The following is a 13,574-nucleotide window of genomic DNA, read 5'->3' on the forward strand; positions in this document are numbered from 1 at the left end:
GTTTTGCGTCTCCCGTCCGGCATCGAGTAATTTAAACGGAGCGAATATGCCAACAGAATTAAACATCAGTACCAAGCACTGCCTCGTTGAACAAGAAGGCAATGTCTTAATTGTGACCTTAAACCGCCCAGAGGCAAAAAATGCCTTTAGCTCAGAAATGCTGCTTGGCATGTACAAGGCTTGGCGGTTATTAGACGAAGACGACAATTTACACTGCGCTATTTTAACAGCGAACGGCGATACGTTTAGTGCTGGTATGGATTTAAAAGTTGGCCCCGACGGCGATCAAGCAACCGCTGAAGAATTTATGACTATCATGGCCACTGTCCCAAATGTTCACTGGCAGGCACTGCTGCGGGAAAACCGGCCATGCAAGCCTTTGATTCTCGCTGTAGAGGGTTTTGCCCTAGCAGGTGGCACGGAAATACTGCAAGGCACTGACATTCGCATCGCCGCCGAAGATGCGATTTTTGGTGTGACTGAAGTGGCGCGGGGGCTTTACCCTATGTCGGGCTCAACAATTCGATTGCGCAAGCAAATTCCTTACTGCATAGCGGCCGAAATACTGCTGACAGGTGACCGAGTTAGCGCCCAACAGGCACTGGATTTTGGTCTCATCAATCGTGTAGTTCCTAAAGGTGAAACCCTCAACGAAGCCAAGAAGTTTGCCGCTAAAATTTGCGCCAATGGCCCGTTGGCAGTTAAAGCGGTCGTGCGCTCACTGCGCGAGCACACCGAACACCTTAGCGAAGACGAAGCCATGCAAAAATCCGACGAACTGGCGGGTCCAGTATTCGCGTCAAAAGATGCGAAGGAAGGAATGCGTGCATTCAAAGAAAAACGCCCAGCGGTCTTTACCGGCGAATAAAAAAGCTTAGCGCTAATAGGGGGTGGGGAGCTACAAGTGCTGCTCGCTTCTTTTTAGCGTTCTACATCTCCCATCTAGCGTCCCCCAAAATTATTGAGGACCTTTCATGTCCGGCCCCTTAAACGGCATTCGTGTTCTTGAAATGGCAGGCATCGGCCCCGCGCCTTATGCCTGCATGTTATTGGCTGATCTTGGTGCGGAGGTTATTCGTATCGATCGTGCTAGTGGCGGCGGTATGGGGGCGAATCCTGGCGACGTGACTGCACGGGGTCGTAAATCCATCGCATTAGATCTAAAGAAAACTGAGGCCGTTGACGTTGTTTTGCGTTTGATAGATGACGCCGATGTACTTATTGAGTGTTTTCGCCCTGGCGTTATGGAAAAGCTTGGTCTGGGGCCGGAAGTTTGCACTCAGCGTAATTCGCGTTTGGTGTATGGCCGTATGACCGGCTGGGGACAAGATGGCCCGCTGGCAAAAACCGCTGCGCACGATCTTAATTACATAGCTATTACCGGTGTATTGGATAGCTTTGGCAATCGGGGCGAGGCGCCGCCAGTGCCACTGAATGTTATTGGTGATCTTGGTGGTGGCTCAATGTTTTTATTGTTGGGTGTTTTATCGGCACTCTTAGAGAGGCAGCAGTCTGGTCGAGGCCAAGTAGTTGATGCGGCAATTTGTGACGGTACAATTTCATTGCTCAGTACCATTCACGGTCTCAAAGGTATTGGTTTTTGGGATGGTCAGCGCGAACAAAATTTACTTGATGGCGGTGCACCGTTCTATCGAAACTACCTATGTAAAGACGGACGTTCAGTGTCAGTCGGTGCAATAGAGCCACACTTTTATGCGCAACTGTTAGAAAAGCTCGATCTGGATTTTGGCGGCGCCGATTACCTAAATCAGCTCGATAAAAGCGCGTGGCCGCGTCGCCGCGCCGCTATGGCAACGCGCTTCTTAGAGAAAACCCGTGAAGAATGGTGTGAGGTCTTTGCCGGTAGCGATGCCTGCTTTGCACCTGTTTTAGATCTGGACGAGGCAGAGACCTATTCGCATAATCAGCATCGACAGAATCTTGTGCGCCGCGACGGTGTTTTACAATCGGCGCCAGCCCCAAGATTTTCTCGCACACCCGGTGAACTCAGCAACGGCCCCATTGCTGAAGGTGAAGACTCACGAGCCTTGTTGGAAGGCCTTGGTTTTGATGCCGCTGGAATTTCAGTACTACTGGCAACAGGCGCCGTAAAACAGGCAGAATAATATGACAGGTACAGCAGCGGTATTCTCAGAAATAGTAAACCAGCGTCGCTCAGTGCGTCGCTTTTTGGCCACGCCGGTAGAACGGGCGATACTGGAGGCGGTCTTCACCACGGCGCAACGCGCGCCGTCAAATTGCAATACTCAGCCTTGGCAGACTGCGGTGGTCAGCGGCGAACGAATCGAGAAACTGCGCGGCAAGATCCCAGAGGCCTTCAATAGTGGGCAGTGGACCATGGATTTTCCCTACGACGGGAAATATCACGGTGTTTATAAAGATCGCCAGTACGCTGCGGCTGCTGCACTGTATGGTGCCATGGGGATCAGTCGAGATGACAAAACGGCCCGCAGCGAACAGTTTTCAACTAACTTCACTTTCTTTGGCGCACCCCACGTCGCGTTTCTATTTCTACCTGAAGGCTTTGGTCTGCGCGAAGCAGCCGATTTAGGTATGTATGCACAAACATTAATGCTTAGCCTTACCGCCCATGGTCTTGCCAGCTGTCCACAAACGGCATTGAGCTTTAACTGTGATGTAGTGCGAGAAGAGTTGGGCATTGACCCCAGCAATAGGCTGCTATTTGGCATTTCATTTGGCTATGAAGACAACGCCGATTTGGTGAATAACAGCAGGACTGAGCGGGCGGCTTTGGCCGACTGTGTGCAGTTTTATGATTAAGTAAGATGCTATTCGGAAGACGGAAATTGCAAAGATTTTTGCATTTCTTGTCTTCCGTGTAAGGTCTCCCGTTATTGACGATATTACATGATTAGAGAAATGCCATGAGCGACACCGTACTACAACAACTTGACGATGATGGCGTGTTACTGTTGACGCTGAATCGGCCCAAGAAAAAGAACGCCTTTAGCAATGAACAATGGCTGGCATTTCGCGATTCCCTCGTCGCCGCTGGCGACAATCCCGCCGTGGCCTGTGTGGTCATCACCGGTGCGGGAACGGATTTTTCGTCTGGGGTTGATCTAAATGACTTTGCCGACTCTGGCGAAGAGCATCCTTTTGCGATATCGGCAAAAGCACTGGTCGATTTTGACAAACCGGTGGTTAGCGCGGCATGTGGCGTCGCTGTCGGCGGGGGGGCAACGTTATTGCTGCACACCGACGTAGTCTATGTTGGTGAGAGCTTGCGTTTGCGGTTTCCATTTACGGCGCTGGGTTTGGTGCCGGAGTGGGGCAGCAGCTATCAGTTACAGGCGATTATCGGTGCCCGTAAAGCGGCAGAACTGATGTATACCTCGGAGTGGATAAGCGCAGAGCGTGCCCTTGATTTAGGTATTGCGACCGCCAAGTTTAGTGACGAGGAGGTATTGGCCAAGGCCATGGAAAAAGCGCGCGAAATTGCGCAGTGGCCGGTTAACTCCCTTGTGGAAACTAAAAAACTAATGCGCAATGTTCACCGCGCTGCTATTCATTCTGCCATGGGTGGCGAAACTGAAGGCATGGCACGGCTTGCCGGCAGCCCGGAAAATATCGAAGCCGTGATGGCCATTTTGGAAAAACGTAAACCGGATTTTAAGCAGTTTAGGAAATAGGGAATTTCATTGCTCATGTCCTGGCCAAAATAAAATTTTATATTTACTCGGGGAGAACTGCGGCTAAAACATAATTGTCAGATTTAACTCCCGCGTTTTTTCCTCATTATGCCTTCTTGGGTGCTGCTGGCGACCAATCGGCCGGATCGATCATAAATCTTGCCACGCACAAAGCCTCTGCCGTTAGAGGCACTAGGGCTTTCCATGTCGTAGAGTAACCAGTCGTTAAAGTCGAAGGGACGGTGAAACCACATACTGTGGTCGATGGTTGCCATGCGCATGTCTTCTGTTAAAAATGACACGGCGTGGGGCTGACTGGCTGTTGCCAGAAAGAAGAAGTCAGAGGCGTAAGCGAGTAAGTAATTGTGAATGCAGGGGTTGTCTGGCAGGCGGCCATTGGGACGCATCCAGGTTTGTTTTGTGGGTTGGCCGTGGCCAGGATTTTTTAAGTCGTAGTAATTCACTGAGCGAAAATCGATAGCCCGCACCGCGTTAAATTTTGGCAGCCATTCTTCTGGTGCATAACGAAGGTCTTCTTCACGTAGTTCTAATTCTTGGGGCAAGAAGTCCGGTGGCGGTACGTCGGGCATATCGCTTTGATGATCATAGCTGTCGATATTAAGCTGAAAAGAACTGGTCATAAAAAATATAGTTTTTCCGCGCTGTACCGCTTTTACTCGACGGTTGGAAATGGTGCCGGCGTCAAGGTTGCTCTCGACTTCAAAAATTATTGGGTGATCGGGGTTTCCTGGTCGCAAAAAATACGAGTGAAAGGAGTGGATATGTCGGTCGGGCGAAACCTGCTGCGCGGCGGCAGATAGTGCTTGTGCAATGACTTGGCCGCCGTACACACGACCCCAGTCGGTGGCTTCAGATTGACCGCGATACAGGTTCTCGTCGATTTTTTCTAAGCTTAGGAGAGCGATAAGCTGCTGGAGTGGGTCTGACATTTAAAGGGGTCTCCTGAGTGGCCTTAATTAGCGCATATACTTTGTAAAACCGCGCGTACTGGTTTGGGTATTGGCACTGGGCGATTGGTTTGGCGATCCACATAAACATGAACGAAGCGGCCCAGTGCGGCGGCATTTTTTTCGTCATTGCGAAACAAGGCGGTTTCATAACGGACACTGCTGTTGCCTAAATGCACAACTTTTAAGCCGACACTCACTTTGTCAGGAAAACTCACCGAAGAAAAGTATTGGCACTGGGTTTCTATCACGAGGCCAATAGCCTGGCTATTCGCGATGTCTAGGACGCCGCTACTAATTAAATGTTCGTTGACGGCGGTGTCGAAAAAGGAATAGTAAATAACATTATTTACATGTTGGTATACGTCGTTGTCATGCCAGCGCGTTTGAATATCACAAAAATGTGAGTAATCTGCGCGGCTTGGAACGGGTTGTTTTTCGCTCACAAGGCCTCCTTGTACAGGGTAATGGCGTCAGCTAGGGCAATCTCCCGCGGGTTGTTAATAAGCAAGCGGGTTTGCTTCATGGCGTCTTCGGCGAGGTCGTTGATGTCGTGCTCGCTAATACCTACGTCGCGCAGGCGAGTGGCGATGCCCAGCTGTGCGGGAAGGTTTTGTAAATATTCAATCAGCATAGTGGCGCGGCGAAAGCTGCTGCCACTGGCTGCGGGGTAAACAATGTCGGCGAGTTCAGCGTACAGCGCTTCGGCTTCGCCCATATTAAAGCGCATTACAGACCCCAGCATTAAGGAGTTGGACAAACCATGAGGGACGTGAAAACGCGCACCCACTGGGTACGCTAGGGCATGAACGCCTCCGACCGGCGCATTGGCAAATGCCATACCTGCTAAGCAGGCACCAAGCAACATGTTTTCTCGAGCCTGGATGTTTTTGCCATGCTCGCAGGCAGTGAGAATATTCGCCGACAACAACCGCAATGCATCTTTGGCGAGGGCGTCGGAGATCGGGTTTTTAAGGCGTTTACTAGTATAGGCCTCTATCGCATGTACCATGGCATCGATACCAGTGGCGGCGGTAACGGCTGACGGTAAGTCCAACGTTAGGCACGCGTCGAGCAGTGCGATGTCTGGGAGTAGCAGTGGTGATACCACCCCTTTCTTTTCATTTTCGCCGGTGGTGACAATCGCAATGGCGGTAACTTCTGAGCCGGTGCCCGCCGTAGTGGGTAGCAGAATTAACGGCAGGCGTGGCCCTTTGGCTTGATTAACGCCGTAGACGTCAGCGAGGTTTTGCCCCCCCGTAGCCAGCAGGGCAATTAATTTGGCTACGTCCATGGAGCTGCCGCCGCCAAAGCCGATTATGCAATCAGCGCTTACCGCTTGGGCGGCGGCAATACCTGCAATAATGACTGACTCTGGCGGGTCTGCCAGTACATCGGAAAAAACGTTAACCGGGATATTGCGCTCTTTGAAACTCGTCAGCGCTGAGTCCAGTAAATTGGCGGCTAGCACGCCGGGGTCGGTCACAATCAATACCGATCGGCAGTGCAGGTCGACGACGCGCGTGGCGATATTCGCGGCGGCGCCACGTTCGACTACAATGGATTTCGTCGTGTGGAACTCAAACGTGCTCATGCCCAAACTCCCTGCTGAGTGATGCATTTTTATTCTATGGCGGTATTAAGCCAGTGCGTGTTGGTTAGAAGCGATAGCCAATACCCAGTTTTGCAACGGGGAAAAATTCAAGGGATTCCATGTCTTTTTCCAGTTCGCGTTCTTCATCATCGAGTTGTGCTCTGCAGGCGCTGGAGTCGTTGCAAGACCCCGACGACTGAATGTCGACATCGGCCCTGCCTAAATACGCGAGGCCTAGATCGGCATTAAAATGCCAGTTATTGTCCGGCTGAAACGCCCAGCCAATGCCGACATAGGGTGCAATATTCTCTTCGAAATTAATCGCGATACGTAGCTCGCCAATATCGCTGCCGGGTGCGCTGTCACCGCCAATCTCACAGTTATTCGCGGCTGCAAGGCCGCCGGTATTGGTCTGGCAATTGGTAGTGAGTTTGGTGCTGCTATTATTGAGTAATATACCTGCAGTGAGCCGAAAGGTAGCTTGATTGGGATACCAATCGACCAGCAGGCTGCCATTGGCAAGGTCTAAATCGCCAGCGTAGTTAAGTTCGTCGCCGGGAATACCATTTTCATCCTCTGGTTTAAAGTCAAAGTCGGTTTCAAATTGCTGCCAGCCGGCGCGCAGGCCAAAGGACGGTTTGAACTTATAGCCGAGCTCTATGCCTGGGCCAACGGTAGCGAGGTGAGCAGAGACACTGACTTCGGCCTTTAAACTGCTAGCGACACTGAATAACAGTAAGCTTAAACCCAGTAATTTCGCGGTAGCTAAGGCGGTGTGGGTCGGGTTGGAAGAGGGTGAGCGACGCAAGGAACCTCCGGCGTAGTAAACAGCAATGTTAGCAAGACAAACATTATAGCCCAGTGACTGTTCAGGTCTATGTTTCCAATACGTGCTGAGCGGCGAGATCGCGGTGCCGCGATGGCCGGATTAAACCTACCCAGCGGCATTCGGCTCGCATACACTAGCTTATTTAAGCCGTGTTCATACTAATGCCTGTGCTCGATTTACCGCCAACAACGGCCTTGTTGCCAGAACGAACCGTTAATAGCTCCGCTTTTAAAGCGCTGTTTCAGGCCGCTGAATCATTGGGCGCGGATCTTGGCGTGCTGTTTAGGGAGGCGGGTATTACTCTGAGTGACATAGAAGACGCTGACCGCCGCTACCCCGTTGATGCCTTGTTTGCTTTGTATGAGCTGGTAGAGGGTAAAACGTCAACACCTGATATTGGCCTGTATATTGGCCGCATCGATTACATCAACCGATTGAATTTACAGCTTTATGCCTGCTCCGCCTGCACTACCTTTCGCGAATACCTCAATGTAATGCCGAGTGTACTGCGAATTGTGGGGGATATTGGCGAGGTTAAGGTGCGGCGCGAAGGCGAGTTCATCCGACTCGATTGGCAGCCCCTCGCCCCTGACAGCGCAAGCCAGCGCTATTTAACTGATTCTTCGCTCGCCGTGGCGGCCGCTATTGTGGATTCGGTGTGTGTGCGGCCGATACCGGTACGGGCGGCGCATTTTAGCTATAGTCAGCCAGCAGACCTCAATTTGCTGCAGCAGCATTTTGGCGACAATTTGCTGTTTGACCAGCCCACAAGTTGCTTGTACCTCGACCGAGCGAGTCTCGACTATGCCTTGATACGGCTGGATGCCAATTGGGTGCAGGCCTTAGCACAGCCAATACGCTATTTGTTTGAAGACAATAACAACAGTAGTGACTTTATCGTTGCGGTGCGTAAAACCCTTTTGCGCTTGTTGCCTAGCGGTGACATGAATATCGATAAGGCTGCAGAGGCGCTGAATATATCCCGCCGTACCTTGCAACGCCGTTTGGCGGAACAGGGCACCCAGTTTTTACAGGTTTTGCAGGAATTGCGTGCTGAGTTGGCGCTGCAATATTTGAGTGATGAGCGCCTCAGTATAACGGATATCGCATTTTTGTTGGGGTATGGCGATCACAGCTCATTTTCCTCGGCGTTTCGCATCTGGCATGGTAAGTCGCCTAGAGAGTTTCGATAGGCGATTAGGGGCGCCTGAGTCGTTACTGGCATTCGTTGAGGTGTTGACGACGCTGGCGGTGTGGCCCTTGCTATGCGGCTTTATGCACTGGCATACACTGTTGATGTGAAATCGGCTTACGGCCTTTGGGTCGTTGAGGTGCTCGTATCGCATGAGGCTCAATACTTGGTGACGCGCTATTTTGCAATGTGTTAGCCACGGCAGCGGGAGCAATGGGTCGGGTTGCCTCATTGAAATTTAGGAACACTTCCAGTTTGATTTTATTTATAAATAGCGTTGTTTTCGCTATGGCGATGAGACCCGCTAACAAACTTAGCTGTACCGCCAGCAGCATTGTAACTATCAATGGGAAAGGGCCGATACCGCTCTTGGCACCCATAGAAAATAAGTAGGGTGACATCAGTAGTAGGTTTGCGATATTACATAGGATTACCTTTTGCGCTACGCGTAAAGTAGTGGGAGCCTGTATCGCTCCGGCTACCGCCGTTATTCCGGCTATTACAGTGAGAAACCCACCCACAAAAGGTAGAACGAGTGACGCTCTTGCAAGTTTGAATGCGAAAATAGTGAAAAAGGGCATAGGTCGCGTCCATGTGGTTAAACTGGGCCGGCTACCTCCCAAATGATCTGATTTTCTGGAAGGAATTTTAGAGACATTAAATAGTGTACTCAATGAACACATTGGTTAATTTTCACACAAAATCAACATCCTATTGCTCCTTAACGGAGCGGACTTAACAGGCGAGGCACGAGCGCTGCCCAGTTTTATAAGTGTTGAATTGCCCTCTGGCACCAATTCCCTAGGGTGCTGGCACTTATCCTCAAGCCGAAATTCCATGACGCTATAGACTAAGAGACTAATAACAGCAGTGAGTAGCAAATATGTCTCTGAATTTTGACAGCGCACGCCTGTACAACCCTTATTTACGCCCCGAGCATGAAGAGTGGCGCACCCAACTCCGCAAGTGGTTAGAAAAAGAGGTCGTCCCTTATCTTGACGATTGGGAAGAGGCCGGCAAGGTGCCAGACAGTCTCTGGCAAAAAGCGGCGGATATTGGTGTGTTACAACTGGGCTACCCAGAAGCCTTTGGCGGAGTTTCAGAAGGTATCGACCAATGGCACGTTAATATCACCAATGAGGAGTTCACTCGCGCGGGCTCTGCGGGTGGCCTAGTCAGTAATTTACTTGTTCACGGTATTGGTCTACCGCCGGTTATGAACTACGGCAGTGATGCACTAAAACAATTGGTTGCACCGCCAGTATTGGCCGGTGAAAAGCGTATATCGCTGGGTATTACCGAACCGTCGGGTGGCTCCGATGTGGCTAATATCACCACAACGGCCGTGCGCGATGGCGATCACTATATTGTTAATGGCAGTAAAACGTTTATCTCTGGGGTAATGGGCGCTGATTGGGTATCTACGGCGGTGCGTACCGGCGGCGAGGGGGGGCGCGGTGTGTCGATGTTGTTGATCCCCACTGATCTGCCAGGGGTGGCAAGAACGCCACTAAATCGCAAGCAGGGCTGGTGGTGCGCGGACACAGGTACAATTTATTTTGATAATGTGTGTGTGCCCGCCGAAAACTTGCTGGGCGAAGAGGGGCAGGGCTTTTGGGTGATTATGACCAACTTTAATCCCGAGCGGCTCGCGTTGGCGGTGACCATGGAGGCTGCCGCCCGCGCCTGTTTAGAAGACGCCGTTAATTGGGCGCAGCAACGTAAAACCTTTGGAAAGCGCCTTGCTGACCACCAAGTGATTCGTCATAAAATTGCGACCATGAAGCAAAAAATCAATGCCACGCAAACCTATCTGCAATACCTTACGCAAGCCTCAATGGAAGGCCGCTGCGATCCCGGTGATTTAGCCATGGCGAAGGTGCAAGCGAGCGAAACCATGGAATATTGCGCCCGAGAGGCTAGCCAGATATTAGGTGGCGCGAGTTATTTGCGCGGCAATCGGGTAGAGCGTTTTTACCGTGAAGTTAGGGTTAACGCCATTGGCGGCGGTTCTGAAGAAATTATGCGCGATCTCGCTGCGCGCCAATACCAGTTATGAGGACACCAAATTGAGCACATCAAACTTAGCTAAACCAAAACTGTGGCACTGCTATACCTCGCGCTCCCTGCGTGCATTGTGGGCGCTGGAAGAAATGGGTATTGATCACGATTTAGAGGTCATGCCGTTCCCGCCCCGTATGTTTCAGCGCGACTACCTGGAGGTTAATGCCTTGGGCACGGTACCGTATTTTGTCGACGGTGATACCCATATGACGGAGTCATCAGCTATCGGCTTGTATTTGGTAGAGCGATATCAGCGCTATGATTTTGGTTTAAAAGCAGATCATGCCGAGTATGGTGACTACCTTAATTGGTTGTTTCACAGCGATGCTACGCTTACCTTTCCACAAACCTTAGTCTTGCGGTATTCGCAGTTAGAGCCACCTGAGCGCCGTCAGCCCCAAGTGGTTGACGATTACTACAAATGGTTTTTAGCGCGGCTTAAGCGTCTGAATAGTCATATTGTTGGACGTGAGTTTCTATGCGATGAGCGTTTTACCGTGGCAGATATCGCGGTGGCCTATGCGCTATACCTCGGGGACGGACTGGGGCTTTCTCAGTTTTACGAGCCCCAAGTACTCGACTATTTTAAGCGTATGACTGCGCGGCCAGCCTTTCAAAAAACCGAGGCTATTGGCAAGGACACATCCTTGTTTTCGCCCACACCGTATCCATTTGAAAACGTCCCTAATTTGTTTGGTTGATCGCAGCCCTTAATGATAAGTACGGAGCAAACATGAAATTTACTGAAGAACATAATGCTATTCGTGAAACCATTGCACGATTTATTGATACCGAAATTAATCCCTATGCTGACCAATGGGAAGCCGACGGAATTTTTCCAGCCCATGAGTTGTTTAAAAAAATGGGTAATCTTGGTTTGCTAGGCATCGCTAAACCAGTTGAGTACGGCGGCATGGGCTTGGACTATAGCTACCAAATCGTTTTTTCAGAAGAATTGGGGCGTATTGCTAGCGGCGGGGTGTCAATGGGCATTGGTGTGCAAACCGATATGGCCACACCCGCTTTGGCCCGCTTTGGTAGCGACGAGTTGCGTCGGGAATTCTTGGCACCGGCTATTGCCGGCGACGCGGTGTTTTCGATCGCCGTAAGTGAGCCTCACGCCGGATCCGATGTGGCCGCGATAAAAACTACCGCGAAAAAAGATGGCGATGATTACGTTATTAACGGGACCAAAATGTGGATCACCAATTCCACTCAGGCTGACTACTTATGCTTATTGGCAAATACCAGTGAAGGTAAGCCGCACCTGAATAAATCGCTGATCATCGTGCCAACCAATACGCCGGGTGTTTCTTTTTCGGAGCGCCTAAATAAACTGGGTATGCGGTCCTCAGATACTGCACAGGTATTCTTCGACGACGTGCGAGTACCGCAGCGTAATTTAATTGGCGAGGAGGGCCACGGCTTTATCTACCAAATGCTGCAGTTTCAGGAAGAGCGTTTGTTTGCCGCCGCTGGTGGCTTAAAAGGCATGGAAGATTGTATCAACAAAACCATTGAGTACACCCGCGATCGTCAAATCTTTGGTCAGTCGGTGTTAGATAATCAGGTGGTGCATTTCCGTATGGCAGAACTGCAAACCGAAGTCGAAGCGCTGCGGGCCTTGGTTTACAATGCGGTGGAAGGCTATATCGATGGCGAAGACGTTACCCGCAAAGCCTCTATGGCTAAGCTCAAGGTCGGTCGGTTATTGCGCGAAGTTAGTGACAGTTGCATGCAATACTGGGGTGGTATGGGCTATATGTGGGACAACCCAGTTGCCCGCGCCTATCGTGACAGCCGCCTAACCTCAATTGGTGGCGGCGCCGATGAAGTTATGCTCAGCATTATTTGTAAGACAATGGGAATTTTGCCCGGTCGAAAGAAGTAAGTCCTGAGCGCAATAGGCGAAACGCGTAGTCTGGCCAAGGACGGCCCCGTTAATCTCCGTGGCATGTTGTGTTCAAAATATCGATGTATGAACGATTCCTGATTTCCTTATCATCCTTTTTGAATTTGTTTTTGGGGGTTAGTAAGCCCAAAACTTCACATGCTTTTTACCGCCAGTTCAAAACAATCTGTTACAGTACCGCGCAGTTATTCACACTAGGTACCGCTTTATCGCTATTGCACTTATCTGAATATTTGCCTCTTTGGGTAAGGCCTAGTCGCCTAGTTAGTATTTGATATCGACATCGAGAATAGAGTTTATGGAAACAGCAGAAAGCTTGGCAGTGATCGCCGCAGGGGTGTTTTTTCTAGTTGGCTTATTATCCGGCATTTGGAAATACCAGCAAATTATGGCCTCTGAAAATGGTGAGGCGCACCCCTATGTCGATATCTGTCATCGCTCGTCATTGCTATATGCATTTGCTGCGATCCTGCTTGCTAAGTTTGTCGAAACGAGTCAGCTGCCCAGTACGGTAGAGATTGTGGCAGTTAGTGCGGTATTGCTGTATTTCGCCAGCGCTATATTCACCTACTTCATACATGGACTTCTACAAGATACTGATAATCAGTTAAAGCCGCCTTTTCATGTCGGAAAAACTAAAATATCCTCAAAACTTATTTCAGTGCATATGTGGATGCTTATCGCGGCAGAGGTACTCGGTTTTCTTGTGTTGTTTTACGGCGTGATAGTGGCGGTTATTTAGTTGTCTTATAGGGATGCAGTAGGGTAAGCCGAAGAACTGAGAACGTAATATGACACGGCATCTGTGATAGGAGGTATATGAGTAACACTCTGATTTACTCATCGCTAATGTTGGTTGCTGGGCTTGGAATTCCCGTTATGGCAGCGCTCAATGGCGGCCTGGGTGCGAGGCTGCAGAGTACCGCGCTTGCCGCCGCCATACTGTTTTCTATAGGTTTGGTTTTAGCAACGGCCTATTTGATTGCGACTGAAGGTTTGCCTTCCTCATTGTTTAGTACAGGCGCTCCGCCGTATTTATACTTTGGTGGTTTTTTTGTCGTGTTCTATATACTGAGTATAACTTGGGTTGCGCCGCGCTTTGGCGTATCCAATGCAGTTTCCTTTGTGTTGCTTGGACAGCTCCTTGCCATGAGTGTTATCGATCACTTTGGCCTACTCGGTGTTCAGAAATATGCCTTTGGCACGCAACGCGGTATAGGCTTACTGTTAATGGCTTTGGGTGTGTTTATGGTGTTGAGTAAGGCGCCTAAAGTTTAGGGGGGCGTTGCTGCCTTGGGGTGGCAACGCAAAATCCAATAATGATCAGGAAAACTGCTTAGC

At 50.3% G+C, this 13,574-nt stretch carries 14 protein-coding genes; 10 read left to right on the forward strand and 4 right to left on the reverse strand.

The window, feature by feature from the left end; genetic code table 11:
- Positions 1–46 precede the first annotated feature (46 nt).
- From ABD836_RS10730 to ABD836_RS10745, 4 genes are all read left to right on the forward strand, one after another.
- A complete protein-coding gene (locus ABD836_RS10730) occupies positions 47–868 on the forward strand; it encodes a crotonase/enoyl-CoA hydratase family protein (RefSeq protein WP_344935610.1) in 822 nt (273 codons plus the stop codon).
- A 106-nt stretch (positions 869–974) separates the two neighbouring features.
- Positions 975–2,126 carry a CaiB/BaiF CoA transferase family protein gene (locus ABD836_RS10735; RefSeq protein WP_344935612.1) on the forward strand — a complete coding sequence of 384 codons (1,152 nt, stop codon included), beginning with the start codon at positions 975–977 and terminating at the stop codon, positions 2,124–2,126.
- Position 2,127: 1 nt separating this feature from the next.
- Positions 2,128–2,802 carry a nitroreductase gene (locus ABD836_RS10740; RefSeq protein WP_344935614.1) on the forward strand — a complete coding sequence of 225 codons (675 nt, stop codon included), beginning with the start codon at positions 2,128–2,130 and terminating at the stop codon, positions 2,800–2,802.
- Between the two features lie 104 nt (positions 2,803–2,906).
- Positions 2,907–3,674, forward strand: a complete 768-nt coding sequence (locus ABD836_RS10745) for an enoyl-CoA hydratase-related protein (protein ID WP_344935616.1) — start codon at positions 2,907–2,909, stop codon at positions 3,672–3,674.
- Between the two features lie 83 nt (positions 3,675–3,757).
- Here the strand turns inward: ABD836_RS10745 and ABD836_RS10750 are convergent, their stop codons facing one another.
- The 4 genes from ABD836_RS10750 to ABD836_RS10765 form a co-directional block, all read right to left on the reverse strand.
- Positions 3,758–4,624 (reverse strand): acyl-CoA thioesterase domain-containing protein, encoded by an 867-nt coding sequence (locus ABD836_RS10750; RefSeq protein WP_344935618.1) that lies wholly within the window; start codon positions 4,622–4,624, stop codon positions 3,758–3,760.
- Positions 4,625–4,647: 23 nt separating this feature from the next.
- Positions 4,648–5,088, reverse strand: coding sequence for an acyl-CoA thioesterase (locus ABD836_RS10755; protein ID WP_344935621.1), 441 nt, complete (start codon positions 5,086–5,088; stop codon positions 4,648–4,650).
- On the reverse strand, positions 5,085–6,236 hold the full coding sequence (locus ABD836_RS10760; RefSeq protein WP_344935624.1) for an iron-containing alcohol dehydrogenase: 1,152 nt from the start codon (positions 6,234–6,236) through the stop codon (positions 5,085–5,087). The genes ABD836_RS10755 and ABD836_RS10760 overlap by 4 nt, the downstream gene beginning before the upstream one ends.
- A gap of 64 nt (positions 6,237–6,300) precedes the next feature.
- Positions 6,301–7,044 carry a hypothetical protein gene (locus tag ABD836_RS10765; protein WP_344935626.1) on the reverse strand — a complete coding sequence of 248 codons (744 nt, stop codon included), beginning with the start codon at positions 7,042–7,044 and terminating at the stop codon, positions 6,301–6,303.
- A 182-nt stretch (positions 7,045–7,226) separates the two neighbouring features.
- Between ABD836_RS10765 and ABD836_RS10770 the strand changes: the two genes are divergently transcribed.
- The 6 genes from ABD836_RS10770 (at position 7,227) to ABD836_RS10795 (ending at position 13,511) form a co-directional block, all read left to right on the forward strand.
- The gene (locus ABD836_RS10770; RefSeq protein ID WP_344935628.1) at positions 7,227–8,258 is read left to right on the forward strand and encodes an AraC family transcriptional regulator; all 1,032 of its coding nucleotides are present in this window, start codon (positions 7,227–7,229) and stop codon (positions 8,256–8,258) included.
- Between the two features lie 882 nt (positions 8,259–9,140).
- Positions 9,141–10,316, forward strand: a complete 1,176-nt coding sequence (locus ABD836_RS10775) for an acyl-CoA dehydrogenase family protein (RefSeq protein ID WP_344935630.1) — start codon at positions 9,141–9,143, stop codon at positions 10,314–10,316.
- Positions 10,317–10,326: 10 nt separating this feature from the next.
- Positions 10,327–11,022: a glutathione S-transferase family protein gene (locus ABD836_RS10780; RefSeq protein WP_344935632.1), complete on the forward strand. Its 696-nt coding sequence runs from the start codon at positions 10,327–10,329 to the stop codon at positions 11,020–11,022.
- Positions 11,023–11,054: 32 nt separating this feature from the next.
- Positions 11,055–12,212, forward strand: coding sequence for an acyl-CoA dehydrogenase family protein (locus ABD836_RS10785; protein ID WP_344935634.1), 1,158 nt, complete (start codon positions 11,055–11,057; stop codon positions 12,210–12,212).
- Positions 12,213–12,531: 319 nt separating this feature from the next.
- A complete protein-coding gene (locus ABD836_RS10790; protein WP_344935636.1) occupies positions 12,532–12,975 on the forward strand; it encodes a hypothetical protein in 444 nt (147 codons plus the stop codon).
- A gap of 77 nt (positions 12,976–13,052) precedes the next feature.
- Positions 13,053–13,511 (forward strand): DMT family transporter, encoded by a 459-nt coding sequence (locus ABD836_RS10795; RefSeq protein ID WP_344935638.1) that lies wholly within the window; start codon positions 13,053–13,055, stop codon positions 13,509–13,511.
- The last annotated feature ends 63 nt before the right edge of the window (positions 13,512–13,574 follow it).

Source organism: Zhongshania borealis (genome assembly GCF_039539625.1).
Classification (GTDB): Bacteria; Pseudomonadota; Gammaproteobacteria; order Pseudomonadales; family Spongiibacteraceae; genus Spongiibacter; species Spongiibacter borealis.

Bases quoted from the DNA above. Each gene is read 5' to 3' on its own strand.
- ABD836_RS10735 (WP_344935612.1), top strand. From the start codon at position 975: ATGTCCGGCCCCTTAAACGGCATTCGTGTTCTTGAAATGGCAGGCATC.
- ABD836_RS10775 (WP_344935630.1), top strand. From the start codon at position 9,141: ATGTCTCTGAATTTTGACAGCGCACGCCTGTACAACCCTTATTTACGC.
- ABD836_RS10730 (WP_344935610.1), top strand. From the start codon at position 47: ATGCCAACAGAATTAAACATCAGTACCAAGCACTGCCTCGTTGAACAA.
- ABD836_RS10790 (WP_344935636.1), top strand. From the start codon at position 12,532: ATGGAAACAGCAGAAAGCTTGGCAGTGATCGCCGCAGGGGTGTTTTTT.
- ABD836_RS10785 (WP_344935634.1), top strand. From the start codon at position 11,055: ATGAAATTTACTGAAGAACATAATGCTATTCGTGAAACCATTGCACGA.
- ABD836_RS10795 (WP_344935638.1), top strand. From the start codon at position 13,053: ATGAGTAACACTCTGATTTACTCATCGCTAATGTTGGTTGCTGGGCTT.
- ABD836_RS10770 (WP_344935628.1), top strand. From the start codon at position 7,227: ATGCCTGTGCTCGATTTACCGCCAACAACGGCCTTGTTGCCAGAACGA.
- ABD836_RS10750 (WP_344935618.1), bottom strand. From the start codon at position 4,624: ATGTCAGACCCACTCCAGCAGCTTATCGCTCTCCTAAGCTTAGAAAAA.
- ABD836_RS10740 (WP_344935614.1), top strand. From the start codon at position 2,128: ATGACAGGTACAGCAGCGGTATTCTCAGAAATAGTAAACCAGCGTCGC.
- ABD836_RS10760 (WP_344935624.1), bottom strand. From the start codon at position 6,236: ATGAGCACGTTTGAGTTCCACACGACGAAATCCATTGTAGTCGAACGT.
- ABD836_RS10745 (WP_344935616.1), top strand. From the start codon at position 2,907: ATGAGCGACACCGTACTACAACAACTTGACGATGATGGCGTGTTACTG.